The 24642-nt window shown below is 31.8% G+C and carries 24 protein-coding genes and 1 riboswitch; of the genes, 9 read left to right on the plus strand and 15 right to left on the minus strand.

Annotated features, from left to right (window positions below):
- Positions 1 to 20: 20 nt before the first annotated feature.
- Both priA and ACTPNM_RS10305 read right to left on the minus strand, forming a co-directional pair.
- The gene (gene priA, locus ACTPNM_RS10300; protein ID WP_440121682.1) at positions 21 to 2465 is read right to left on the minus strand and encodes a replication restart helicase PriA; all 2445 of its coding nucleotides are present in this window, start codon (positions 2463 to 2465) and stop codon (positions 21 to 23) included.
- Entirely contained in the window at positions 2465 to 3175 is a 711-nt protein-coding gene (locus tag ACTPNM_RS10305; RefSeq protein ID WP_440121683.1) for a hypothetical protein, read from the minus strand. The genes priA and ACTPNM_RS10305 overlap by 1 nt, the downstream gene beginning before the upstream one ends.
- A 57-nt stretch (positions 3176 to 3232) precedes the next feature.
- Here ACTPNM_RS10305 and ACTPNM_RS10310 point away from each other — a divergent pair, with 57 nt between their 5' ends.
- Positions 3233 to 4084: an alpha/beta fold hydrolase gene (locus tag ACTPNM_RS10310; RefSeq protein ID WP_440121684.1), complete on the plus strand. Its 852-nt coding sequence runs from the start codon at positions 3233 to 3235 to the stop codon at positions 4082 to 4084.
- Positions 4085 to 4087: 3 nt separating this feature from the next.
- On the opposite strand, the gene ACTPNM_RS10315 is transcribed toward ACTPNM_RS10310, so the two are convergent.
- The 3 genes from ACTPNM_RS10315 to ACTPNM_RS10325 all read right to left on the minus strand — a co-directional run bounded on the left by ACTPNM_RS10315 (position 4088) and on the right by ACTPNM_RS10325 (position 6583).
- Positions 4088 to 4309 carry a VF530 family DNA-binding protein gene (locus ACTPNM_RS10315; protein WP_440121685.1) on the minus strand — a complete coding sequence of 74 codons (222 nt, stop codon included), beginning with the start codon at positions 4307 to 4309 and terminating at the stop codon, positions 4088 to 4090.
- Between the two features lie 18 nt (positions 4310 to 4327).
- Entirely contained in the window at positions 4328 to 4873 is a 546-nt protein-coding gene (locus ACTPNM_RS10320; protein ID WP_440121687.1) for a TlpA family protein disulfide reductase, read from the minus strand.
- Positions 4874 to 4951: 78 nt separating this feature from the next.
- Positions 4952 to 6583: an aminopeptidase P family protein gene (locus tag ACTPNM_RS10325; protein ID WP_440121689.1), complete on the minus strand. Its 1632-nt coding sequence runs from the start codon at positions 6581 to 6583 to the stop codon at positions 4952 to 4954.
- Between the two features lie 259 nt (positions 6584 to 6842).
- Here ACTPNM_RS10325 and gcvT point away from each other — a divergent pair, with 259 nt between their 5' ends.
- Positions 6843 to 7925 (plus strand): glycine cleavage system aminomethyltransferase GcvT, encoded by a 1083-nt coding sequence (gcvT, locus tag ACTPNM_RS10330; protein ID WP_099214597.1) that lies wholly within the window; start codon positions 6843 to 6845, stop codon positions 7923 to 7925.
- Between the two features lie 257 nt (positions 7926 to 8182).
- On the opposite strand, the gene ACTPNM_RS10335 is transcribed toward gcvT, so the two are convergent.
- From ACTPNM_RS10335 to ACTPNM_RS10350, 4 genes are read right to left on the minus strand one after another with little or no spacing between them, the layout of a single operon-like run.
- Positions 8183 to 9289: an efflux RND transporter periplasmic adaptor subunit gene (locus ACTPNM_RS10335; RefSeq protein ID WP_274639980.1), complete on the minus strand. Its 1107-nt coding sequence runs from the start codon at positions 9287 to 9289 to the stop codon at positions 8183 to 8185.
- A 22-nt stretch (positions 9290 to 9311) separates the two neighbouring features.
- Entirely contained in the window at positions 9312 to 10556 is a 1245-nt protein-coding gene (locus ACTPNM_RS10340) for an ABC transporter permease (RefSeq protein WP_274639981.1), read from the minus strand.
- A 2-nt stretch (positions 10557 to 10558) separates the two neighbouring features.
- Entirely contained in the window at positions 10559 to 11788 is a 1230-nt protein-coding gene (locus ACTPNM_RS10345) for an ABC transporter permease (protein WP_440121691.1), read from the minus strand.
- A gap of 2 nt (positions 11789 to 11790) precedes the next feature.
- Complete coding sequence (locus ACTPNM_RS10350) at positions 11791 to 12495, minus strand: ABC transporter ATP-binding protein (protein ID WP_274639983.1); 705 nt, start codon at positions 12493 to 12495, stop codon at positions 11791 to 11793.
- A gap of 149 nt (positions 12496 to 12644) precedes the next feature.
- On the opposite strand from ACTPNM_RS10350, the gene ACTPNM_RS10355 reads away from it, so the two are divergent.
- Positions 12645 to 13058 (plus strand): thiol-disulfide oxidoreductase DCC family protein, encoded by a 414-nt coding sequence (locus ACTPNM_RS10355; RefSeq protein WP_440121692.1) that lies wholly within the window; start codon positions 12645 to 12647, stop codon positions 13056 to 13058.
- Between the two features lie 65 nt (positions 13059 to 13123).
- Here the strand turns inward: ACTPNM_RS10355 and ACTPNM_RS10360 are convergent, their stop codons facing one another.
- The 3 genes from ACTPNM_RS10360 to ACTPNM_RS10370 all read right to left on the minus strand — a co-directional run bounded on the left by ACTPNM_RS10360 (position 13124) and on the right by ACTPNM_RS10370 (position 17268).
- Entirely contained in the window at positions 13124 to 14209 is a 1086-nt protein-coding gene (locus ACTPNM_RS10360) for a YncE family protein (protein WP_440121693.1), read from the minus strand.
- A 4-nt stretch (positions 14210 to 14213) separates the two neighbouring features.
- Entirely contained in the window at positions 14214 to 16094 is a 1881-nt protein-coding gene (locus tag ACTPNM_RS10365; protein WP_440121694.1) for a TonB-dependent receptor plug domain-containing protein, read from the minus strand.
- Between the two features lie 31 nt (positions 16095 to 16125).
- Positions 16126 to 16320, minus strand: a riboswitch (cobalamin riboswitch).
- A gap of 9 nt (positions 16321 to 16329) precedes the next feature.
- Positions 16330 to 17268 (minus strand): ABC transporter substrate-binding protein, encoded by a 939-nt coding sequence (locus ACTPNM_RS10370; RefSeq protein ID WP_028891877.1) that lies wholly within the window; start codon positions 17266 to 17268, stop codon positions 16330 to 16332.
- A gap of 101 nt (positions 17269 to 17369) precedes the next feature.
- Here ACTPNM_RS10370 and ACTPNM_RS10375 point away from each other — a divergent pair, with 101 nt between their 5' ends.
- The 6 genes from ACTPNM_RS10375 to ACTPNM_RS10400 all read left to right on the plus strand — a co-directional run bounded on the left by ACTPNM_RS10375 (position 17370) and on the right by ACTPNM_RS10400 (position 22353).
- The gene (locus ACTPNM_RS10375) at positions 17370 to 17873 is read left to right on the plus strand and encodes a bifunctional adenosylcobinamide kinase/adenosylcobinamide-phosphate guanylyltransferase (RefSeq protein WP_440121696.1); all 504 of its coding nucleotides are present in this window, start codon (positions 17370 to 17372) and stop codon (positions 17871 to 17873) included.
- Positions 17874 to 17876: 3 nt separating this feature from the next.
- A complete protein-coding gene (cobT, locus tag ACTPNM_RS10380; RefSeq protein WP_440121697.1) occupies positions 17877 to 18914 on the plus strand; it encodes a nicotinate-nucleotide--dimethylbenzimidazole phosphoribosyltransferase in 1038 nt (345 codons plus the stop codon).
- A gap of 2 nt (positions 18915 to 18916) precedes the next feature.
- Complete coding sequence (locus ACTPNM_RS10385; protein ID WP_440121698.1) at positions 18917 to 19687, plus strand: adenosylcobinamide-GDP ribazoletransferase; 771 nt, start codon at positions 18917 to 18919, stop codon at positions 19685 to 19687.
- Positions 19672 to 20199 (plus strand): alpha-ribazole phosphatase, encoded by a 528-nt coding sequence (cobC, locus tag ACTPNM_RS10390; RefSeq protein WP_440121699.1) that lies wholly within the window; start codon positions 19672 to 19674, stop codon positions 20197 to 20199. The genes ACTPNM_RS10385 and cobC overlap by 16 nt, the downstream gene beginning before the upstream one ends.
- 12 nt (positions 20200 to 20211) lie before the next feature.
- Positions 20212 to 21324 (plus strand): ABC transporter substrate-binding protein, encoded by a 1113-nt coding sequence (locus ACTPNM_RS10395; RefSeq protein WP_440121700.1) that lies wholly within the window; start codon positions 20212 to 20214, stop codon positions 21322 to 21324.
- 111 nt (positions 21325 to 21435) lie between these two features.
- A complete protein-coding gene (locus ACTPNM_RS10400; RefSeq protein ID WP_440122832.1) occupies positions 21436 to 22353 on the plus strand; it encodes a mechanosensitive ion channel family protein in 918 nt (305 codons plus the stop codon).
- Positions 22354 to 22379: 26 nt separating this feature from the next.
- Here ACTPNM_RS10400 and ACTPNM_RS10405 read toward each other — a convergent pair whose 3' ends face one another.
- From ACTPNM_RS10405 to ACTPNM_RS10415, 3 genes are all read right to left on the minus strand, one after another.
- The gene (locus ACTPNM_RS10405) at positions 22380 to 22988 is read right to left on the minus strand and encodes an alpha-ketoglutarate-dependent dioxygenase AlkB family protein (protein ID WP_440121701.1); all 609 of its coding nucleotides are present in this window, start codon (positions 22986 to 22988) and stop codon (positions 22380 to 22382) included.
- A 73-nt stretch (positions 22989 to 23061) separates the two neighbouring features.
- Positions 23062 to 23298 carry a hypothetical protein gene (locus ACTPNM_RS10410; protein ID WP_440121703.1) on the minus strand — a complete coding sequence of 79 codons (237 nt, stop codon included), beginning with the start codon at positions 23296 to 23298 and terminating at the stop codon, positions 23062 to 23064.
- A gap of 63 nt (positions 23299 to 23361) precedes the next feature.
- The gene (locus ACTPNM_RS10415) at positions 23362 to 24558 is read right to left on the minus strand and encodes a hypothetical protein (protein WP_440121704.1); all 1197 of its coding nucleotides are present in this window, start codon (positions 24556 to 24558) and stop codon (positions 23362 to 23364) included.
- Between the last annotated feature and the right edge of the window lie 84 nt (positions 24559 to 24642).

Here is a 24642-nt window from a genome sequence, read left to right on the forward strand (position 1 = left end):
AACAATTTATTCATTAAAACCTAATAAGCATCCACATCAATAATAAAACGGATGGGTCTAAAATCTTTAACTGCTTCAAAGGTATTTTTAATTTTTTGTAACTGCTCTTTGGTTTTTCCTAAAGATTGTTTTGGCGGAATTTTAATCACTAAATTCTTAATATACTGATTTCGAATACGAGAAACCGCAGGCGCTGTAGGTCCTAATACATTTTCGTGAAACACATTTTGTAAAGCTTTTGCTAACCAATTGATACCATTATCAACACGCGTGTAATCTTTGTGTTTTAAGGTAATTTTTATCAAGCGATAGTATGGCGGATAATGAAACTGCCAACGATCTTGCAATTGCTCTTTATACATTTCTGTATAATTGTTAGTAGATACTTGCTGCAAAATTTGATGATACGGATTGTAGGTTTGTATCGCTACATTTCCTTGCTTTTTAGTACGTCCTGCCCTACCCGATACTTGTACCATGAGCTGAAAAGCTCGTTCATGTGCTCTAAAATCAGGGAAGTTGAGCATAGAATCCGCATTTAAGATTCCTACCAACGATACATTTTCAAAATCCAATCCTTTAGATAGCATTTGCGTTCCTACCAAAATATCAATTTCTTGCGCTTCAAAAGCCCCAATAATCTTTTGATACCCATATTTACCGCGCGTGGTATCCAAGTCCATTCGTCCAATATTATGATTCGGAAATAGCTCTTTTAACTCTAGTTCTATTTGCTCCGTTCCAAAACCTTTGGTGTCTAAGGTAGCACTTCCACAAGCACCACAACTATTCGGCATTGCACGTTGGTAATGGCAATAATGACATTTTAACTCTTTACGGAATTTATGATAGGTTAAACTCACATCACAATTCGGACATTGAGGAGAAACACCACAAGTAGTACACTCTACCACAGGCGAAAATCCACGTCGGTTTTGAAATAAAATAACCTGTTCTTTTTCCTCCAATGCTTCCGTAATCATTTTCAATAAGCGATCAGAAAAATGACCTTTCATTTCCTTTTTTCGATGCTTTTCTTTAATGTCTATCAGCTCGATTTTAGGCAACTGAATGTTTCCGAAACGACGCGTTAATTCTATAAATCCGTATTTGTTTTGCTCAGCATTAAAATAACTCTCTATTGATGGTGTTGCAGAACCTAACAATACTTTTGCTTGGTGTAAATGACCTAATACTACCGAAGCATCACGTGCATTGTAACGTGGTGACGGTTCAAATTGCTTGTACGACGTTTCGTGCTCTTCATCTACTACAATCAACCCTAAGTTTGAAAACGGTAAAAACAACGAAGAACGTGCTCCTAAAACAACCTGTGCTTTAGGTTTATTCTCTAACACGTTATTCCACACCTCTACTCGTTCGTTCATCGAGTATTTTGAATGGAATACCGAAATAAAGTTCCCAAAATAGTTTTGTAAACGGGTAATGATTTGGGTTGTTAAAGCAATTTCTGGTAGTAAAAACAATACTTGTTTTCCTTCAGCAATCACTTCTTTAATCAGTTTTACATAAATTTCTGTTTTACCAGACCCTGTAACCCCGTGTAATAAACTTACTTGTTGTGTTTCAAAAGAAGTTTTTATTTGATTGAAAGCTTCCTGTTGAAATTCATTCAACTCTTTAATCTGATTCGTTTCTCCTTGATAGTTAATTCGATCGGTTTGAATATGATAAAATTCAAAAATATCTTTCTCTACCAAGGCTTTTAAAACTGCGGAAGAAGCTCCCGACTGTTCTTCTAAATCTTTTGCTTTTATCGGCTTTTTAGCCGCTGCTAACTGAAAATACGTCAGTACAGCTTCTCGTTGCTTTTTAGCTCTTGAAAGTTCCTCTAAAAGCGTTTGTAGGCCTTCACTTGAGGTATAATTGTTATGTAATCGAACATACTTAACCAGTTTAGGTTTGTAGGTTTCGTAAATTTCTTCTTTAATGTAAACCGCATTCTTCTCTATCAATCCGTTAATGATAGGAAGTACGGTTTTCTTTCCTAAAATATCAGCAACCTGATGAATAGTTAACTGTGAATGATGTTGTAAGGCTTCAAAAATTAAAAATTCTTCATCGGTTAGTATGGCTTCTTCTTCAAAGTTTTCATTTTTATAGATGATGGTTTCACTTTCTAGCAAAAATGCTGATGGTAAGGCAGCTCTATATACATCGCCTAACGAACACATATAATAGCTCGAAATCCATTGCCAGTGTTTTAGTTGCTGTTCCGTTATAATAGGCGTATCATCTAAAATTTGATGAATGTCTTTGGCCTCATATAATTCGGGTGCATTTTGGTGAATGTTAAACACCAATGCAGTATAAATCTTACTTTTTCCGAAGGAAACCGCTACACGCATTCCTTTTTTTAAAAAAGAGGCTTCTGCTTCGGTTACCGTATAGGTAAACGTTTTTTGCAACGGAATGGGTAATATGACGTCGATGAAATATGGCATTATTCTACTATTTCTAATGGAGCTGGCGGAGGGGGTGGTGGAAATTCTATTAAATTACCCTTCTTATCAAACAATCTGAAGTCTTTTTCCAATAATATTTGAAGAGGATATACTCTCTTTAAAGAATCAATATTTTGCTTTTGAAAACTATTAATAAAATTAAAATAAGATACTGACATAGTATCCAATGCTTTAGAAACTCTTTCTTTAGATTTTTTAGTTAAATCGCGATACCTAAGTAATATTATACTTCTATCTGGGCTATCAGAATATTCATAATCTTTTCCCCAGTTTAACAACTGTTTATTTAAGTACTCTTCAAAATTTTTAACACTAAGAACTTTTTCATCTTCATGAAAAAAAAGTGTTTTTCCTTCTTTAAAGTCACCTTCCAATATAATTGTATTTTTTTCTTTAATACAAAAAGTTGGCAAATGACACTTTATAAAAAAATTAATATTTAAGGGTATGTCATTATTTTGTGTTCTTACATACTGTTTCTTGTGAGTAATCTCCTCATAATACTCGCATTTTTCTACATAGTTTTTGAAACTAATAATTGTATCTAAATCAAAAACAAAAGTTGAGTCTGTATTTTTCTGTGTAGGAAAAACATCTTTCATAGTTAAAGCTTGTTCCTTTACTGTTTTAGAACAAGAAATAGTTAGCAAAAATAAAACAGGAAGTATGTAAAAAGTAGTTTTCTTCATCTAATATCAAAACTACACAAAAATGAGTACATTGTAAACACCAAAGCTTCTATATTTATGACTTCACTAGAATGGAAAAATAAGGGTGAATTTTACACCATTAATAATCAACAAGTTTTCGTTATTGATGAAGGAAATACTAATGAAACTCTTGTGATACTCCACGGATATCCTACTTCTTCTTTTGATTATTATAAAGCGCTTCCTTTTTTATCAAAAAAATACAGAGTGATTATTCACGATCATTTAGGGTTTGGTTTTTCTGATAAACCTTTAAACTATTCGTATTCTTTAATTGAGCAGACTGATATAGCTTTACTTTTATGGAAAAAACTAGGTTTACATGAAGTTACGCTGCTAGCGCATGATTACGGCACTAGTATTGCCTCCGAAATTATTGCTAGAAACAATATGAATCTGCTTCCTTTTTCTATTAAAGAATTGATTTTGTGCAATGGTAGCATGCATATTGAATTAGCCAAACTACGAACTATTCAAAAGTTACTAAAGAATAAAATTACAGGAAAATGGGTTGCTAAATTGGCGAATCAAACTGTTTTTAATAGGAATATTCGCAAAATTTATGTTGATGCTTCTAAGGTTTCTCAGGAAGAGTTAAACGAAATGTGGTTTCAGTTAAATTATAATAATGGTCGGAATGTTATTCATTTATTGAGCAATTATATTAATGAGCGATACTTTTTTTGGCATCGTTGGATTGGCGGATTGACACAAACACAGATTCCTACAAAAATAGTTTGGGCTACCCACGACCCTATTGCTGTAAAAGCTATTGGAGAGCAATTACACAAAGAAATTCCTAATAATGAATTAAGATGGCTTGAAAATACAGGGCACTTCCCAATGTTAGAGAATGCTAAAGAATGGAGTGATTTGGTATTACGTTAATGTTTAATAGCCTAACATTTCTAGATACAGTTTTTCTACTTTAGCTCTTGCCCAAGGTGTTGTTCTTAAAAACTTTAAACTAGATTTATAGGTTGGGTTCTTTTTAAAGACATTTATATTCAATATGTCCCCCATTTCTTCCCAACCATACTCTAAGTATAATTCTTCTAACATGGTGGCTAATTTTATTCCGTGAAGCGGATTATTTGGCTGTTCTTGACTCATGCTACAAAGGTAAATATTCTATTGTAGTAATTCGTCTAACAAAATTCTAATTTTATCACTATTCCAATCAGCAGCTCCTTTTTTGTCTACAACAATAGTTCCTTTTTTATCTATAACAAACGTCGCAGGAATTGAGTTGCTTACTAACTGTTCTGGTACTTTAGATAAAATATTATATGTTGGTAAATCGTAGCCTTTATCTTTATAAAAGGCTTCAATAGTCGTCCAATCTTCGTTACTTACAAATACAAACTCAACTTTATCTTTATAATCATTGTATAGCTTTTGAATACTTGGCATTTCTGCTATACATGGCGGGCACCAAGTTGCCCAAAAGTTTACAAAAACAACTTTGTTCTTGGTGTCGTTAAAATCTATATTAGTAGTATTTAACCCTTTTAAATTCCAGCCGTAATCGTTTAATACTTCTCTTTTATCTTCTGTAATAGTAGAAGGTGAAAATGAAACCAACCTAATAAAATATACTTTGGTTGGCGGATATAGTAATAAGCCTATAATAACGACAAATACAATGTTTGAGATTGTTTTTCTATTGAATTTCATTTAGTTTATTTAGGTTAAAGGTTGTTATCTGTCGTTATGAATATTATTGTATTACAAATTATGTATATGTTTTCTTTATCAATCTAAATTAGGTAGTAAAAAATCATTTAAAACGCTTTTTTTAGCCATCATTTTCTCAATATTTTCAACGGTTCTTGGAGCTTCTGCTGATAGGTTTACAGGTCCGTTTTTTGTGATTAAAATATCATCTTCAATTCTAACTGCAATTCCCCACCATTTCTTATCACAAGGGCTTCCTTCTGGAATATAAATACCAGGTTCTACGGTAATAACCATATTTTCTTTAAAAGCACCATATGTTCCTGGATCATGAACATCTAAGCCTATGTGATGAGAAGTACCATGTGGAAAATAGCTATGTTTTGCTGAAGGAGAACTAATAATACCCAAAGCTCCTAATCCTTCATTAATAATCTGTTTTGTTGCTTCTCCTGGCTTCCAAAATTGATTTCCAGGTTTACACACCTTTATTCCTGCGTCTTGTGCTTTTAAAACCAATTCGTAAATAGCTTTTTGTTCTGGAGAAAACTTACCGTTTGCTGGTATTGTTCTGGTTACGTCTGCTGTATATCCTCTATACTCCGCTCCTAAATCCATTAAAACTAGCTCATTTCCAAGTTTTGTTTTGTTATTTTCAATGTAATGTAAAACGCAACCATTGTTTCCTGCACCAACTATAGATGGGTAACCTTCATACTCTGCTCCATATTTTTTATACACAAACTCATGAACTCCTTGAATTTCTGTTTCAGACATATGCGGTTTCATAGCTTTCATTACTTCTACTTGTCCTATTGCCGAAATTCGTATCGCCTTAGTCAACAGTTTTAATTCTTCTGGTGTTTTTACTTCACGCATTTCAGCAAGTGCGGTTGATAAAAATTTAACATCTATATTAGACTCACTATTTTTTTGAAGTTTTATTTTTATTTTTTGTTTGAGTTCTCTTCGTAATCCATCATCTGTAGCACTTATATACTCTTTTATTATCGGGTCTTTTTTATACTCTGGATAATTCTCTAAGCTTTTAGATAGTTCTTTAGCCACTTCTTCTAACTTCGCATCTGGTACATTTGCTATAGCTTTATGAATATACTCTATATTTGGATCTTTAGCCTCCTCATTCTTATACCCAGACTGCTTTTTAAATGCTTTTACTAAATCGTAAATTTCTCCTTTATCTCTTTCTGAGTTTCTATAATCATCATTAAGTTTTAATATATTTACTTTATCAAAACTTTTAAAATTAATTGCATCTGTAACAAATTCTTCTGATGTTTTTGCCATCGCAAACCCTAATTCTTTTTTTGCTCCTTCTACTCCTAAACGTTTTCCATTCCACATTTCAAATCGAGGATCTTTTTTAGGCACATATAATATTTCATTATAACTATTTCCTTTAGCGTCTTTTTGATTTTCAGAAAATAGTACCAAAACCGCATTGGGTTCTCTAAACCCTGTTAAATAGTAAAAGTTAGGATCTTGATGAAATACATAATCTACATCATTAGCTCTGTTTCGGGTTGGGTTAGCAAAAACAACTGCTACAGCATTTTTAGGCATTTTTGATCGTAAAATTGCTCTTCGCTCTTTATGAAAATCAGCTGGTAAATAATCTGTTGGAACTTGTGCTGATACAACAACACATATATTTAGTAAGAAAAGAGTAAATAATAGTTTTTTTAGCATCGTGATAAAATTTGTTACTCTCAAATTTAGTATTCTATGATAGAATAAGGAAAATATTAACAAACATTTAGGTAATATACTCTTATAATATTACACAGATTCGCCTGTATTGTTTGCTAATTTTTCAATACTTTAGCATCACTTTTTTAAAACAAACAATACACAATAATGAAACCTACATAAATAAAATATACCCTATAATGGTTATTTTATTCACAAAAGGTTACATGCGTTAATAAAAACAATAAAAAACAAACACATGAAAAATACAGCTTTATCACATGTACATGAAGCTTTAGGAGCTAAAATGGTTCCTTTTGCAGGTTATAACATGCCTGTACAATACGAAGGAGTAACTGCTGAACACGAAACTGTTAGAAAAGGAGTTGGTGTTTTTGATGTAAGTCATATGGGAGAGTTCTTTTTAAAAGGAGAAAATGCATTGGCTTTAATTCAAAAAATATCTTCTAACGATGCTTCTAAATTAGTTCCTGGAAAAGCACAATATAGCTGTATGCCTAATGCTGATGGAGGAATTGTAGATGATTTAATTATTTACATGATTGCTGAAAATGAGTATATGTTAGTGGTAAATGCTTCTAATATTGAAAAAGATTGGAACTGGATTTCTCAACACAACGATTTAAAAGTTGAAATGGAAAACCGTTCTGAAGAATGGTCGTTATTAGCTATTCAAGGTCCAAAAGCTGCGGAAGCTATGCAATCGTTAACTTCAGTAGATTTATCTACTATTAAATTCTATACTTTTGAAATTACTGATTTTGCTGGGATTCCGAATGTAGTAGTTTCTGCTACTGGATATACTGGTTCTGGTGGATTTGAAGTATATGTAAAGAATGAAGATGTTGAGCAACTTTGGAATAAAGTTTTTGAAGCTGGTAAAGATTGGGGAATTAAGCCTATTGGGTTAGCTGCTCGTGATACCTTACGTTTAGAAATGGGATATTGTTTATATGGTAACGATATTGACGATACTACTTCTCCTTTAGAAGCTGGCTTAGGATGGATTACTAAGTTTACGAAAGACTTTGTAAATGCTGAAGCTTTAAAAGCTCAAAAAGAAGCGGGTGTTACTCGTAAATTAGTTGCTTTTGAATTAACTGAGCGTGGTGTTCCTCGTCATGATTATGAAATTGTTGATGCTGATGGAAACAACATTGGACGTGTTACCTCTGGTACTATGAGTCCGTCATTAGGAAAAGGAATTGGATTAGGGTATGTTACTAAAGAAAACTCTAAAGTTGATAGTGATATTTTTATCCAAGTTCGTAAGAAACAAATTCCTGCTAAAGTAGTGAAGTTACCTTTTTATAAGGGTTAAAAATATATCTAAAAAAAAGCAGCTTCTAAAAAGCTGCTTTTTACCCCTTATTTAAATAATTTAATTTTCCCCAATAAATTAAATTAAGTACTCGTTTGTTTGAGCACTCCAAATATCTACAACAAAAAAGCCTTTTCCACCTTTACTTCCTTGAATGATACCTTTTTGGATATGAGTGTGTTATATTATACCTTAAAAGTAAAAAGCAGCTCTTAAAAGAACTGCTTTACAACTATTAATCAACTATTTAGATGTTTTTAATCTTTCTTTTCGTCATCTTTTGACGCCTTGTTCCAGATTTTAATTTCATCTTCTGTAGTTACACCTTCTAATACTTCAATGTTTACTCCGTCTGAAACTCCTAGTTTTAACTCACGTTTTTCAAACTCATCCTCTCCTTTCTTTACTTCTACATAAGGCTCTTCAGTTTTCTTATCAAAACGCAATAACGATTCTTTAATAGATAAAACACTGTCTTTTTTCTCTAAAACGATATCTGCATTGGCACTATAACCTGCCCTTACAAAATAGTTGTCATCAAGACTTACATCTGCTTTAATTTTAAACTGTACTGCTCCGTTTTCTTCAGTTCCTTTTGGTGCAATAAAGTTTAATATTGCAGGAAACTTTTTGTTTTCAATAGCTCCTAATGAAACTTCTATGTTTGATCCTTTTACTAATTTTCCTACTTCTGATTCATCAACTTGTCCTTCAAAAATCATTTTTTCCATATCAGCAATAGTAGCGATAGTTGTACCTTCATTAAAGTTATTTGATTGAATAACTTGGTATCCTTTTTTTACAGGAATTTCTACAACCATACCTGATGTTGTTGCTCTGATATTTGTGTTTGCTCCGGCAGAACCTACTGATCCTTTTTTAATGATTTGATAATCATTTTGAGCATTTGTCAAATCATTTTTTGCTTGATTGTATGATAATTGTGAGGCTTCAAACTCTTGACTAGAAATTACTCCTTTATCAAATAAACTTTTATTTCTGTCGTATTGAGTTTTAGCATTATTTAATTGAATTTGTACTGAGTTTATTCTTCCTCTTGCACTTTGTAGCGATTGTTCGTTTGGTACAACTCTTACTGTAGCTAATAAATCTCCTGCTTTTACAATTGCTCCTTCTTCAACTACAATTTTGTCTATAATTCCTGCAATTTGAGGTTTTATTTCTACCTCTTCTAGAGGAACTACTTTACCTGTAGCCACTGCCTTTTTTACAATTGTTGTTCTAAATGGTTTTTCTGTTTCATAGGTTACCACACTTTTTTGATTTTTCTTTCCTAACCAAATTAGGATGACTACAAATAATAGTGCTACTATTCCTAAGATAATTTTTGCTCTTTTGCTCATGATTAATTGATTATTTCTTTTTTTATTCTTCTCTTAATGCTTCGATTGGTTTTACTATTGTTGCCATATATGCTGGTATTAAACCTATTAAGGTTCCTAGAATTACTAGGATTGAAAAGGCTAGCATTACTATGGGTATATTTACGGTTGGATTTACAAGTGTTGGATCGTCTCCACTTCCTACTGTAAAGTCTAATAGGAATAGAACAAGTCCTCCAAAAATAATTCCTAACATTCCTGCTATTGTAGTTAAAAAAACAGATTCTAATATTATTTGTCTTTTAATACTTATTGGAGTTGCCCCTAAAGCTCTTCTAATTCCAATTTCTTTAGTACGCTCTTTTACGGTAATTAGTAAGATATTACCAATAGCAAAAACTCCTGCTATTAAGGTTGCAATCCCAACAAACCATGTTAAAAATTGCATTCCTGTTAAAAAGCCCATTAGTTTATCTATTTGGTCTCCTAAATTTACACTACCAAATGCTCTGTTATCTTCTGGATGTACTTTGTGCAGGTTCTTTAAGGTTAAAAGAATGTCTTTTTCCATCTGTTTGATGTCCACTCCTTCATTTGCCGTAATCATCATCCAATCTACTTTATTTGAAGTGTTGTATACTTTTTGAAAAGTTGTAAACGGAATGTAGGCAGTATCTCCGTCAATATCTATAGTATTCGATGGTTTATAAACCCCTATAACCTTATAGTTTACATTACTAATTTTCACATACTGTCCAATTGGCATTTCTTTTTTATCAAACAGTTGTTTGTACATGTCTTCAGAAATAACACAAACTTTAGAGTTATTCTTTATATCATTTTGATTGAGAAATCTTCCGTAGATTAAATCTTTCTTTTGTACACGATCTAAAACTGGGTAATCTCCACTTACTTGAAAATCTCCAGATTTAAAATCTTTAACAACACTACCGTTGGTTTGATTTCTTGGTGCTAATAGCTTTATTTCTTTATTGTATTCTTTTTGAAGTACTTCAATATCTTTAAAGGTTAAATTAAACCTTCTTCCTTTTTGAAATCCTTTAAAAGGCATATCGGTCCTCTGCGTCCACATAAAAACACTATTGGTTGCAAAGTCTCCAAAAATTCTTTTAAAATTGTTTTCCATACCACGTGCAGCTCCTAATAAGACTACTAATATGAAAATTCCCCATAGTACACCTACAATGGTAATACCAGTTCTTAATTTATTTTTACGAATACTTCCGTAAATTTCTTGCCAAGTGTCTGAATCAAATAAAAACTTCATAATTAGTCTGCTCTTAGTGCTACAATTGGTTTAATTTGTGCTGCCTTTTTTGCTGGTAAATACCCTGCAATTAATCCTGATAAGATTAAAATAATGGTAGCTCCTATTACAATTCCTGGACTTACACTTGGATCTTTTATAAAGTATTTTTCTAAACTATCTCCAATAGCACTTAAAATGTAAGTTCCTAAACTTAAACCTAAGTACCCTGCTATTGTGGTTATTAAAATAGATTCTTGAATTACCATACCAATAATTGAAGATGGTTTTGCACCTAATGCTTTACGAATTCCGAATTCTTTGGTACGCTCTTTAATAACAAAAATCATAATATTACTGATACCAATAATTCCTGCAATTAAAGTTCCTGAACCTACAAATATGACAATGAAATACAATGCAAACATAAATTGATTGATCCCTTTATTTGCTTCCGCCATGTTTCTTACAGATAAAGCACTTTGATCATCTGGGTGAATGTCTAACTTTTTACGTAAATCTCTCTCTAGTCGATTACCAAATGTAATGGCTTGGTCAAGATTTAACTTAGGGTCATATCCTATATTAATTTGACTGATGTAATCGTTGTTTCCATATAACTTTTGCGCAGTTGTTACAGGCATGTAAGTCAATCTTTCTTCATTATCTCCTCCTTTATCAGAAAATATTCCGACTACTTTATATGAAATTCCATCAACGTTTACCCTTTTTCCTAAAGCTGGTTTTTCTCCAAATAAATCTTGCTTTACAAGTCTACCAATTACAATTACTTTAGACTTGTCTTTTAAGTCTAAGTCGTTAATATATCTTCCTTCATCAATAATTGTTTTTTCTAAAAACTGATGATCTGGATGGACTGCACGTAATTGATAATTATTTTGATTGTTCTTGTAGGTAATATTTACGCTTTTGTATATTCGTGCCGTTAAATGTTGAATTTTGTTTTCATATTCGTCTTTAACGTAATCAAAGTCTTTATTTTTTAATTGAATTCTTCTTCCTGTTTGTAATCCTTTATAAGGTTTTGATGTTTTCCACACTCTTACAAACATAGCATTGGTTGCATCATCTACAAAAGCAGATTTAAACTGATTTTGTAAACCTGATACAATTCCGAATAATAGCGTAAATAGTAAAATAGCGAAAGCTACGGTGAATCCTGATAAAACAGAACGCAACTTATTTTTACCAATACTTTGAAATATTTCTCTCCAGCGATCTAAATCAAACATAATTAAATTGCTTTTGCTTTATTTGTTGCCGCTTCTGTTAACTCATCACTAATTATAACTCCATCTTTTAAACGAACAACTCTATTAGTCTGTGCTGCTACTTCTTCCTCGTGTGTAATTACAAAAACAGTCATTCCTTCATCGTTAATTTCTTTTAATAAATCCATTACCGAATCTGTTGTTGTAGAATCTAAAGCCCCTGTAGGCTCATCTGCTAATACAACTTTTGGTTTGGTAGCTAAAGCTCTTGCAATTGCTACACGTTGCTTTTGACCTCCAGAAAGCTCATTTGGCAAGTGATTAGCCCATTCTTTTAACCCTACTTTTTCAAGATATTCTAAAGCTATTTCTAACCGTTCTTTTCTACCAACTCCTTTATAATACAATGGTAAAGCAACATTTTCTAGAGCTGTTTTATAGGAAATTAAATTGAATGATTGGAAAACGAATCCTAAAAACTTGTTACGTAATACTGCAGCTTTTTTTTCATTTAAATTTTCTATTAACTGCCCATTTAAGTAATATTTTCCTTCATCATGTGTATCTAATAAACCTACAATATTTAATAAGGTAGATTTTCCAGACCCTGAAGATCCCATAATAGACACAAATTCCCCTTCTTTTATGTGTAAATCTAGCCCTTTTAAAACATGAAGTGAATCTTTTCCTATAGGGTAAGATTTGTGAAGATTTTCTATTCGAATCATAGTGTTAGTTAATTTTTAAAATAAAAATAAATACTAATTTCTCTAATCTACTAATAAATTATTGTTAAATCATTATTTACTTTCTTACAAGACGCTTAATTTTGATTAATGTTACAAGTTAGCGCTTAATTTTTTACAAAAAACTAAATATGAACAATTTACCTAGCAATAAAAAAGTGATTTTGTTTGATGGTGTGTGTAATTTTTGCAACGATAGTGTGTTAAAGGTTATAAAGTATGACACTAAAAATATGTTTCTATTTACTTCCCTTCAATCAGACATAGGAAAAGAAATCACACAATATCTGGGTATTGATACTTCTAAAGTTGATTCTATTATTTTATATGAACCAAATGTGGCTTATGATATTAAATCATCAGCGGCTTTAAAAATTATGAATGATTTTGGCGGAATTTGGAAGTTAACTCAAGTTTTTTGGATTCTTCCTGAAGGGCTTAGAAATATTGTATACGATTATATTGCTAAAAATCGTTATAAATGGTTTGGTAAAAAAGAAGCGTGCATGACTCCTTCTAAAGAAATACAAGAAAAGTTTTTATAAAAAGTAAGCTCACCAAGTTGGTGAGCTTATTCATAGCAATATTTCCCTGTTTACTGGGGGACAACTTAATTAAAATAAATTTTTGAAGCTCCTAAACCAACAGGTGAAGAGTAAACTTCTGATTTTGTATTTATATCATAAACTAAAAGCTTACTCAATTTTGTAAATTCATACTTTACAGTAAATAATTCATTTCCTTTTACATTCATACCATAAATAGAACCTACACTTATTCCATCATCAGCTAATTCAGTAGCAGTTTCACTAATACTATAAACTTTGTCTGTATCACCTTGGTAGTAGTAAAGTTTACCTTCTGATTGTGTTAAGTATGTTGCTCTTTTGTTTTCTGGAAACACCATTTCTTTTGTAACTTCATTAGTAGAAGTGTTTATAAAACTTATTGAAGAAGTCGTTGATGTTAATACTTCTGTATAATCATCATTATAAGTAAGAGGCTTTCCTTCTGATAAAACAATTAAGTTCCCTGAATTATCAAATACTATTTCATCAGGATTATCTTTTACTGTTACTGTTGAAACAGCATTATTATTGTTTAAATCTACTACAGAAACAATATTATTAGATGACCACCCTCCTTTATGCGAGATATATAACTTATTATTTCTACTTACAATTTGTTCCACACCATTAGCTAGTGAAATTGTATTCTCTTCAATAGTATTTGTTTCGATATCAATAATAGCCAGATAGTCATCGTTCTCATTTGCTCCATCCCCCCAATTCGTAACATATCCTTTACCATTAACAATAGTCATGTATCTAGGATTCCCTAGCCCTGTATTAATTTCTGTCTTTTTCTCAAAGGTAATTCTGTCAACCACTACAATAGTATTAACATCATTTAAAATGATATAAGCATCTGTATCTGTAAATGTGATAGATTGAATTAAACCTCCTAATTGTGCATTATTTTTACCTGTATAAATAAAATTAGTAGCAACAGTTGATAAAGAATTATCCACATAAGCTACGGAACCATCTTTGTTTCCGAAATTTCCTTCTGAACTGATTATTATACCATCATCGTATTTGTCTCTTATTACTTCAACTATTTTATCGTCACTAGAACAAGAAGTAAGAACTATACTTACTAAAAAAAGCTGTAAAAGTAGTTTTGTTATTTTCATTGGTTTAAAATTTATAATTTAAATTGATATTAAAATTTGTTCCAGGCATAGGACGTAAGTTTGAGAAATAATACACTTTATTAAATATATTATTTAGTGTAAATCCTAATGTTGGAAGTTTTGTTTGTTTTGTAGATAAATTAAAGACTACTCCTGCATTTTGAACATGTACTGGATCTAATGAATAAAAATCTAAGTTTGTTTCATTAGTATATACCTTACTTTGATGTAAACTTTGTATAAAAAAGTTAAACCTTTTATAATTATAATTTACATTAAAGTTTAAAAGATGCTCGGGTGCATAAGGAAGTGTTTTTTTAGTTTCTGTATTTTCTGCCAAGGTAAACGTATAGTTGGAAGAAAAATCAATAGTATGTTCTCCTATTTCCTTCTTATAACTTACAAAAGTTTCTACGCCTTTATTTATTACATCATTTACGTTTCTTGGTCTCCATAAATTACTACCTCCTGTTGGTAACCACAAAATTTTATCATTTATATAGATATAAAACAATGTAGATGTTATGTTTAAGCTTTTATTTTTAAAAGAAGCTCCTAATTCTCCTTGCTTAGAGCTTTCAGGTATTAAACCTAAGTTTCCTACAACAGGCCAATACATTTCATTATAAGTAGGAACTCTATAATTTGTTGAAAAATTGGCTAGAATGTTTAATTGATTAGTTAATCTATATTCTCCTCCTGCAAATAAAGAAATAGGCACATCAAAATCAGAGTTTATTTCTTTTCTTGCTTGTATACTTGTTATTAATTTTTCAATAGGTTGATATTTAATACTACCTATAAACGCTAAAGAGTTTCTCTCTTTAGTATTTATATCTGAATTTTCACCATTAATATTTTCAAACATCGTTTTGTAGTTAAACGATAAGATATTTGATGGTTTATAGGTTAAGGAATGATTAACTAACGCTGTTTTAGATTTTCCAAAACTATAATTTTCAGCATCTTTATCTCCATAATACCTATATTTTTGAGTTAAGTAAGCTAGATTTAACTCTTGTTTAAATTGAGAAGAAAACGCATACTTCCACTGTAGTAAGTTTCTTTGATTAAAATCTTCATTTCGTTCACTCCCTGCAGACGGGTTTGGCAACCCATCAGAGAACAAACGATTTCCGTAGTAAGCAGTCGAATAAAACGATAAAGAGTTTACAGGACTAAACTTATAACCTATGACAAAATTAACTCCATAGTTTTTATACTTACCATTTTCATTAGTTAGTAAATTACCTTCACTATCTTTATAACGTCCATCAATATATGTATAATCATTATCGGAATAATTAAACGTAGATGCTAATTTTATATTCCACTTACCTGTTCCTGCTGAACTTTTAAAGAAATTAGACGTTGTATTGTAACTTCCGTAAGAAGTAAACAATTGAAAGTCTTGATGTTTTTTAAACAACAACTCATCTTTCAAGTGTACCGTTCCTCCTATGGCTCCTGAACCATACTCTGTACTATTTCCACCACTTTGCACAACTATATTATCGCTTATACTCGCAGACAATGCATTAAAGTCTGTTTGTCCACTTCCTACAGCATTTATAGGAACTCCATTCCATAACACCAACGTATTTGAAGCCGATGTCCCTCTGAAACGAGCTGTACTCACCCCTCCATTACCATAATCTCTAAAGGCTATTGGACTATTATATCGTAAGAGGTTCGTTAAATTGATAGGGTTTTTAGCTTGTTCTTTAACTCCAATCTTTAATTCTTTCGTAGCAATACGTTTTTTCTCTACATTTCTCTTACCATTAACTATTACTTCTTTTAATTTATTAACAGTTATAGTATCCTTTTGAGAAAAAAGATTAATTGTAAAAAACAGTATGAATATTGTTATTATTTTCTTCATTATACATTAAACTTTTATCCCGAAAGTTTTAATTAAATTATAATAATTGGCAGGTCTCCTGGCTTGCGTCTTGCAACATACCTTCCCATTTAAAAAACAGTGGTTTGAGTAATTGTTACAAGCTTAATAGCTTACAGTTGCGGGAACAGCTTCGGTTTTACACCGAATTCCCTTTTAATTCTCTTCAATAGATGATTAAAGAAAAACCAAAAATCACGGCAAATGTATAGTATTCTTACAAATTAGCAACCATCAAATCATGATATTTTGCGAATTTTGTTTTTAAGTTCTCTGGTAGTGTATAATAATCTGGATGAATCATTTTTGCTAAACATTCCACTCCTTCTACTAAAGTACCCGCAGAAGATTGCGTAAACATAGCAAAGTCAGCAATGTATACTTGTTTGTTCTTTACAGCTCTCAAAGACTTCCATTCTTCTCTTTCTTCTAAAAACTTCATGTCTTCTAGTGTTCTATCGATTCCATATCCACAAGGAGCAATAATTAACACCTCTGGATCATACTTTACAATTTTATCCCAAGAAATAACGATGCTATCTCCTGATGGATGCGACAATAAATCGATTCCGCCTGCATATCCTATTTGATGGGGAATCCAATGTCCGCAGTTAAACAACGGATCAATCCACTCTAATAACATCACACTTTTCGACTGTATTTTATGCTCACGTTGCACATCTACAATGTCGTAAATACGTTTTTTTAATCCCTTCACATACGCCTCTCCTATTGCTTCTTGCTTCATTGCTTTTGCAATGGTTAATGCATTATCAAAAACGTCTTCTAAAGAGTTTGGTGTAATAGAAATTAACTCTGGAACCTTCGGGAGTTTATAAGCCGATTTTGCCACAGACTCCGTATCTATTTGGCAAACATCACACACATCTTGTGTAAAAACAATATCGGGTGCTATACTTTCTAAAACAGGTTCATCTACATAATACAAGGTTTTTCCTTCTGCCTTTGTTTTTGAAAAAATAGCTGTTATTTCTTTACTCGTTAGTACTTTTCCTTCCAACTTATATCGAACAGCCACTTCTTTTTCTTTTAAAGCCACTTCAGGACACTCAAAAGTAATTCCGTTTAAATAATCTTGTAACCCCATATCATAAATCATTTGGGTTACTGCCGGCATAAAAGAAGATACTGTCATAATTCGTAGTTTTAGTTCAGCAAAAATAAACAGTTCTCTATTTTAATTTGTTTTTTATTAAAAATCTTTCCAATCTTTGTGTCAAAATAAAATGCGATTTCATGATATATTATATCTCAGGAGGTGAACGCTCAGGTAAAAGTAGCTATGCTCAAAAGTTAGCAGAATCTTTATCTAAAACCCCTATTTACCTAGCAACTTCTCGTATTTGGGACGAAGATTTTCAACAACGAGTAGACAGGCATATTTCTGATAGAGATGAACGTTGGACCACTATTGAAGAAGAAAAATGGTTAAGTAAAGTAATTTCTGAAAAACAAACTGTGGTTATCGATTGTGTAACACTGTGGCTAACAAATTTCTTTGTAGACACAAAATATGATATTGAAAAAGCACTAGAAATCGCCAAAGAAGAAATAAACAAATTGGTTGAAATTGACGCCAATATTATCATCATTTCTAATGAAATTGGTATGGGATTACACGCTAATTCTGAATCTGGAAGAAAATTTACACAACTACAAGGTTGGACGAATCAACACATAGCAAAATTGGCTGACAAAGCTACTTTTATGGTATCTGGACTTCCTTTAACTTTAAAATAACACATGACAACAACTATAACTCCCTTATCAAAAGAACTACAAAACGAACTTCAAGAAGAAATTAACTTTAAAACCAAACCTGTTGGTGCTTTAGGAGGTTTAGAAAAAATTGCTTTACAAATTGGGTTAATTCAAAATACAACTACACCTGTACTATCAAAACCTACTATTATGGTTTTTGCTGGAGATCATGGAATTGCGACTACAGGAAAAGTGAGTCCATACCCACAAGAGGTTACACAGCAGATGGTATTTAACTTTTTGCAAGGAGGTGCTGCCATCAATGTGTTTTGTAAACAAAATAATATTCTTTTAAACATTGTAGATGCTGGTGTAAATACTGATTTTGAAGCACATCCTCAACTTACCGATGCTAAAGTAGCTAAAGGAACTCAAGATTATAGTACTACTAAAGCCATGACACTAGAACACTGTCAAGAAGCTTTGGAAAAAGGAAGAAAATTGGTAAGAAAAGTATATAGTGAAGGTTCCAATATTATCGGTTTTGGCGAAATGGGAATTAGCAACACTTCATCTGGAGCTTTATTAATGAGTTATTTTACCAATACACCTATTGAAAAATGTGTTGGTAGAGGTACTGGAGTTGATGATAAAGGACTACAAACAAAAATCGACACATTACGTGAGGTTTATAAGTTACATGCCGATTCTATTTCAACACCTATGGAAGCCTTAACTGCTTTTGGCGGATTTGAAATTGTAATGATGTGTGGTGCTATGTTAGAAGCCGCTTCTTTAAAAATGACCTTACTTATTGATGGTTTTATTGTTACTTCTGCCCTATTAGCAGCTCATGCAATGGATTCTAATATTCTAGACTATTGTATTTTCTGTCATAATTCAGGTGAACAAGGTCATCAAAAAATGTTAGCATTTTTAAATGCTGAACCTCTTTTAAACTTAGGTTTACGTTTAGGTGAAGGTACAGGTTGTGCGGTTGCATTTCCTATTATTCAATCGAGTGTAAACTTTTTAAACGAAATGGCTACTTTTAAAAGTGCCAATATTAGCGAAGCCTAGTTATGATAAAAAGACAAATTCATTATTTTTTAACTGCTATATTATTTTTCACACGAATTCCGTGTCCTAAATGGGTAGATCATTCTCCTGAAATACTCAATAAGAGTAGTCGTTATTTTTCTTTAGTAGGAATTGTAGTTGGAAGCATTGCAGCACTAGCCTACTTCACTTCTTCTTATATTTTTCCTACGGATATTGCTATTGTAATCAGCATGATTAGTTCTATTTGGATTACAGGAGCTTTTCATGAAGATGGATTTGCCGATGTTTGCGATGGTTTTGGTGGCGGGTGGACCAAAGAAAAGATTTTAACCATTATGAAAGATTCCAGACTTGGAACTTTTGGAGTTAGTGGTTTGATCTTCATCCTAGCTATAAAGTTTTTAGCTCTATATCATTTACAAAGCCTATCCGTTAATTTAATTTTAGTAATTATCTCAGGACATAGTATTAGCCGATTTATCGCCACGGTTTTATTGTATACACATGATTATGTAAGAGATATTGATAGCTCTAAAATAAAACCAACTACCAAACAAATGAGTAGCAAATCGCTACTTATATCTGCTATTTTTGGAATAGTACCGCTGTTTTTCTTTCAAAAACCAATAGTGCTTTTAGTCTTATTTCCATTACTTGTTACCTATTTATATATGGGACATTTCTTTAAAAAATGGATTGGAGGTCAAACAGGAGATTGCGCGGGTGCTTTACAACAAGTAGCTGAAATTGTTTTTTATCTAAGTCTGCTCGCTTTATGGAAGTTATTTTAGTACGACATACCACACCAGATATTGCCAAGGGTATATGCTATGGTCAGGCAGATATTGACGTTACCTCTAGTTTTGAGGAGGAAGTTAGTACTATTCTTAAAAAAGCTCCTGTTAACGATTCTGGTGTAACGTATTATAGCAGTCCCTTACGACGTTGTAAACTTTTAGCTGAAAAACTTTCGTCCACGGTGATTTTTGATAATCGATTGAAAGAGCTTGATTTTGGTGATTGGGAGCTACAAAAATGGAACGATATTGATAAAAAAGAACTCGATATTTGGATGAACGATTTTGTAAAAACTCCTGCTAAAAATGGCGAGTCTTATATCGATTTACATAACAGAACCACTGATTTTTTAACCGAATTAAAAGCCAAAAACCTTCAAAAAGTAGTACTTGTAACACATGCTGGTGTAATGAGAAGTCTTTGGGCGTATACAAACAATATTCCGTTGGAAAAATCATTTGAACTTAAACTAAACTACGGGGATATCCTTAGTTTCCACTTATAAAAACTTATTACTATGAAACGTTATTTACTTATTTTTTCTTTATTATTTCTGTTCACACAGTGTAAACAAGAAACTAAAAAAACTACTGAAGAGAAGCCTGCTAAAAGCACTGTAAAATATGCCAAAGGTTTTGATATCATCTCAGAAAAAGGAGCAAAAAAATTAGTCATAAAAAAAGCTTTTCAAAGCTCGCACGAATATTTTTCTTACACCCTTTCCGACAAAACCAACCTTACTAAAAAAGAAATTAAAGTTCCTATCGAAAAAATGGTAATTACCAGTACTACGCATGTGCCGATGTTGGAACTTTTGAATACTGAAAACACTATTGTTGGTTTTCCGCATACCAAATATGTTTCTTCAAAAAGAACAAGAAATAGAATTAATGAAGGTTTTATTGTTGAATTAGGCTTGGAACAAGACATGAATACTGAAAAGTTGATTGATATTGAACCTGAATTAGTTATTGGTTTCGCCCTACATCCAAACACTAAATTATATCAAAACATCAAAAAAACAGGAATTCCTGTAATTTTTAATGGAGATTGGCTGGAAGAAACTCCGTTAGGAAGAGCAGAATGGATTAAGTTTTTCGGGGCTTTATACGGAAAAGAAAAGGAAGCAGACAGTATTTTCAACAACATAGAAAAGGAATACCTAAAAGCAAAAGAAATTGCTAAAAACAGCGCTAAACAGCCTACTATTTTATCTGGGAGTATGTTTAAAGATGTATGGAATGTACCTGCAGGTGAAAGCTTTATTGCGACGTTTTATAACGATGCAAACTTAAACTACTTATGGAAAGATACGAAAGGAACGGGTAGTTTACCGTTAAGTTTTGAAAGTGTGTTGGAAAAAGGGCAACACGCTGATTTTTGGTTTAACTGTGGATTGTATGCTACCAAAGAGCAGTTAACTACTGCTAATATTCATTATAAAGAATTTGATGCGTTTGTCAATAATAAAATATTTTCTATCGGACATAACAAAGGAGAAACTGGTGGTTTAATTTACTTTGAGCTATCTCCTGTACGACCAGATTTAGTTTTGAAAGATTTGATAAAAATTACGCATCCTAATTTGTTACCTGAATATAAATTGACTTTTTATAAGGAGGTTGAGTAAACTTAGATTGGTTCTTAATCTTTAAACTATTAACTTAGCTATCAGCGATATAAGTTATTTACAACAAGCTTATATCCTTAATTACTGTCTGTAATAAAAAAGAAGAAATTGATAGGAGAGTTAAAATATTGGTCTACTGAACACCCCACTCTTATAAGTATCTTTAAATACTTAGTATGGATTATATTGATTTTATCAATTATTACATGGGTAAGAAGGATTCTAAAAAAGCGACTGCCAGACAATTCTCTGAGATATAAATCGCAGAAAGGAATTGAAATTATCGGCTACTTTTTCGCTATCCTTATTACTATCACATACTTCACGGGTAACATTAAAGATTTTGGTCTTGCTATTGGTCTTCTAACAGCCGGTATAACAATCACTTTACAGGAGTTATTTCTTAGTATTGCTGGTTCATTTTATATTTTCTTTGTACATGTATACAAACCAGGTGACAGAATTGAAATCAATGGAATTAAAGGCGATGTGATTGATATTGATAGTATTTACACAACAATGATGGAAATCGGTCAATGGGTTTCAAGTGATAATTACAGTGGTCGAATAGTCAAACTAAGTAATGCTTTTGTATTTAAAGGTCCTGTTTATAATTATTCTCAAGATTTTCCCTTTGTGTGGGATGAATTCAATTTACCTATTCGTTACGGCTCTGATATTGAAATGGCAAAGAAAATTATAATTTCTGTTGCTCAAGAATATCTATCGGAATATGTTAATGCTTCGATTTCTGATTGGAAAGATGTAGTTGACAAATATTATATAGAAGATGCACAAGTTGATCCAACTCTTGCTATTACTCTAACTGACAATTGGATTCAGTTTAACTTAAGATATATTGTTGATTACAAGAAAAGAAGATTTACTAAACATATTCTGAACGACGAGATTGGAAAGAAAATTCAACAAACTAATGGTAAAGTTATTCTAGCTTCCACGACATTTGAAATTGTAAAAATCCCTACGGTAAACTTTGAAGGAGAAAAAACAACACAAAGCAAAAAATAAACTGTTTTATCTAACCTTCTGTGAGACTACCTCACAATCGTTCTAAACGTTAAGTTTACTCGTGGTCGGTGGACTTTTTTTGTAGGTGGTAATCGGTGTAACCAATAGGTTTGGGTTTCATCTTTCATTACTAATAACGAACCATGTTCCAATACTTTATACACCGTTTCTTTGGTCTGTTTGTGTTTAAAACCAAAGCGTCTTTCTGCTCCAAAACTCAACGAGGCAATCGCTCCATTCTTTTTTAAATCTTTTTCACCGTCACTATGCCACGCCATTCCTTCAGAACCATCGTGGTATAAATTCAATAAACAAGAGTTATAGGTTTCGTTGGTTTCCTTCTCTACCAATTCTTTTAACGCTAATAGTTCTTTGGTAAACGGTAAGGCTGTTTTGGTAATGTTGGAATACGAATATTCAAAAGGCTGTTCGGCATACCAAGCTACTTTTCGTTTGGTTACCATTCGTTTTCCAAAAATAATAGCTTCATCATTGCGCCACTCAATAGAATTCAATAAAGCTTCGTAATAAAAGTCTGCTTCCCCTTTTGAAAAAACTATTCCGTAGTAGTTTACAGTTCCGTCTTTCGGTAGTAAATTTATAGGGGCATTATCAAATTGTGAGAATAAATCCATCGTTGTAAAACTAAAAAATCTCCTGTTAAAACAGGAGATTTTAATCTAATAAAAATTACTTTATTATTTTAATTTACATACCTGGTTGACTTCCTGTACCACAAAAACCAAAATAATCACCATGAGCTAAATGCGCTTTTAAAGCTTTTCTGCTAATAGTTATCGAATGAACGTTACTAGGATTTCCTGGTGGTACGTGGCAAATAGTAACTTTTGAGTCTTTACCCTTTGATTCTTTACTCTTTAAAGTAGTTTGATTTGCTAACAAAGGGATTAAAATAAAACTAAAAATTAATGTTGTAATTTTCATATTTAATAAAATTTAGGGATTAATCCTTCAAATATAGAAAAAAGTAACTAATCCGCAACAAAACTAATTTCTAAACTTATTTCGTGTGATAATATGCTTGAGTTTCTGTTTTAAATCTGTCCCTGTATCGTACACCATTTGCTCATTAGAAGGAAATTCTACCGATGTTTCATCAAGTAAATCTATAAATGATTTATCCAACGCTCTTCTGTCTCCATCATAATCAGCATAAATGTGTTCAAAAACAAATTCGCTTTGTATAGGGAATCGTTGTAATAACTGGTTTGTTCTATTGTCTATATACTTCACAACTCCCGTAACTTTACTACTCTTAAATTGTGTAAACTGATAAAACGTACAACGTACTCTTTTAAACTTATCTACTTTTATTTTATTTCCTAAACTATCTTTTACATAGTTTCCGTTATTATCTCGTAAATACTTAAACCCATCTTTTATGCGTCTTTCTTTAATAACTTCCTTTTCATGAACTTGTTCAGGAGAAATCATAATATCTCTAAAATCTAACTCTAAATCAAAGTCATAACGAATATTTCTATCCTTTTTAGCGTGATATTGTGTCCATAAATCATTCAATCCATAGGTATCAATAGCCAATAAATCTCTTTCTAGTCTTCTAGGAATTATTTGATCTGTTCTATTTCTAACAGAAACATGTACATAATCAATTCCTTTAGCATGTGCCTCTTCTATTAAGCTTCTTGTATCTCTGTAATTAGGACTAATTTTATCCAAGTGTCTTAATTCATCAAAAGCTCTTCTGTAGTTAATCTTATTTCTATCTCCTTCATTTAGCAAGGCTACACCATTTTCGTACAAGTAACCAGCATAGTTTTCTTTTGCAGCAAGAATTCTATCAGAATAATTAACAAGTTTAAACTTGGCATTTCTACCAGAAGACAAAATTCGTAATGGCAATAATGGTTTTATTCGCTCTTGCCTGTTATTAAGACGTTGATATAACGTGTAAATTGTTTCAAAGTTTTCAGGATTTTGCTCTTTCTCTAAAAAAGAAATTCTGTCTAAATCTCTATCTGTTGCTTTTCTAAAAGCTTCCTGAAGCATTAGCACATGCGGCTGATTCTTTTCTTTTGTTTTGTTTTTGGCTAACTTTTCAATAGATAATGAAATTGCCTTGTCATAATTACCAGTATTAAGGGCTTTCTCAGTAGTTTTTACACTACTACAAGATGCCAATACTAGTACCGATAAAATAAGTAGTAAAGTAGTTTTTCTCATAAAGTTTAAGTTTCGCAAGAAAATTCAATTATTGTGCCAAAACTAAGTATTCTTTTTAACTTAAACTTTATGAAATTATACTAT

This window comes from Tenacibaculum sp. Ill (genome assembly GCF_051938915.1).
GTDB lineage: Bacteria > Bacteroidota > Bacteroidia > Flavobacteriales > Flavobacteriaceae > Polaribacter > Polaribacter larymnensis.

Excerpts from the sequence above, each read along its gene's own strand:
- priA (WP_440121682.1), bottom strand. The coding sequence starts at position 2,465 with ATGCCATATTTCATCGACGTCATATTACCCATTCCGTTGCAAAAAACG.
- ACTPNM_RS10305 (WP_440121683.1), bottom strand. The coding sequence starts at position 3,175 with ATGAAGAAAACTACTTTTTACATACTTCCTGTTTTATTTTTGCTAACT.
- ACTPNM_RS10310 (WP_440121684.1), top strand. The coding sequence starts at position 3,233 with ATGACTTCACTAGAATGGAAAAATAAGGGTGAATTTTACACCATTAAT.
- ACTPNM_RS10315 (WP_440121685.1), bottom strand. The coding sequence starts at position 4,309 with ATGAGTCAAGAACAGCCAAATAATCCGCTTCACGGAATAAAATTAGCC.
- ACTPNM_RS10320 (WP_440121687.1), bottom strand. The coding sequence starts at position 4,873 with ATGAAATTCAATAGAAAAACAATCTCAAACATTGTATTTGTCGTTATT.
- ACTPNM_RS10325 (WP_440121689.1), bottom strand. The coding sequence starts at position 6,583 with ATGCTAAAAAAACTATTATTTACTCTTTTCTTACTAAATATATGTGTT.
- gcvT (WP_099214597.1), top strand. The coding sequence starts at position 6,843 with ATGAAAAATACAGCTTTATCACATGTACATGAAGCTTTAGGAGCTAAA.
- ACTPNM_RS10335 (WP_274639980.1), bottom strand. The coding sequence starts at position 9,289 with ATGAGCAAAAGAGCAAAAATTATCTTAGGAATAGTAGCACTATTATTT.
- ACTPNM_RS10340 (WP_274639981.1), bottom strand. The coding sequence starts at position 10,556 with ATGAAGTTTTTATTTGATTCAGACACTTGGCAAGAAATTTACGGAAGT.
- ACTPNM_RS10345 (WP_440121691.1), bottom strand. The coding sequence starts at position 11,788 with ATGTTTGATTTAGATCGCTGGAGAGAAATATTTCAAAGTATTGGTAAA.
- ACTPNM_RS10350 (WP_274639983.1), bottom strand. The coding sequence starts at position 12,495 with ATGATTCGAATAGAAAATCTTCACAAATCTTACCCTATAGGAAAAGAT.
- ACTPNM_RS10355 (WP_440121692.1), top strand. The coding sequence starts at position 12,645 with ATGAACAATTTACCTAGCAATAAAAAAGTGATTTTGTTTGATGGTGTG.
- ACTPNM_RS10360 (WP_440121693.1), bottom strand. The coding sequence starts at position 14,209 with ATGAAAATAACAAAACTACTTTTACAGCTTTTTTTAGTAAGTATAGTT.
- ACTPNM_RS10365 (WP_440121694.1), bottom strand. The coding sequence starts at position 16,094 with ATGAAGAAAATAATAACAATATTCATACTGTTTTTTACAATTAATCTT.
- ACTPNM_RS10370 (WP_028891877.1), bottom strand. The coding sequence starts at position 17,268 with ATGACAGTATCTTCTTTTATGCCGGCAGTAACCCAAATGATTTATGAT.
- ACTPNM_RS10375 (WP_440121696.1), top strand. The coding sequence starts at position 17,370 with ATGATATATTATATCTCAGGAGGTGAACGCTCAGGTAAAAGTAGCTAT.
- cobT (WP_440121697.1), top strand. The coding sequence starts at position 17,877 with ATGACAACAACTATAACTCCCTTATCAAAAGAACTACAAAACGAACTT.
- ACTPNM_RS10385 (WP_440121698.1), top strand. The coding sequence starts at position 18,917 with ATGATAAAAAGACAAATTCATTATTTTTTAACTGCTATATTATTTTTC.
- cobC (WP_440121699.1), top strand. The coding sequence starts at position 19,672 with ATGGAAGTTATTTTAGTACGACATACCACACCAGATATTGCCAAGGGT.
- ACTPNM_RS10395 (WP_440121700.1), top strand. The coding sequence starts at position 20,212 with ATGAAACGTTATTTACTTATTTTTTCTTTATTATTTCTGTTCACACAG.
- ACTPNM_RS10405 (WP_440121701.1), bottom strand. The coding sequence starts at position 22,988 with ATGGATTTATTCTCACAATTTGATAATGCCCCTATAAATTTACTACCG.
- ACTPNM_RS10410 (WP_440121703.1), bottom strand. The coding sequence starts at position 23,298 with ATGAAAATTACAACATTAATTTTTAGTTTTATTTTAATCCCTTTGTTA.
- ACTPNM_RS10415 (WP_440121704.1), bottom strand. The coding sequence starts at position 24,558 with ATGAGAAAAACTACTTTACTACTTATTTTATCGGTACTAGTATTGGCA.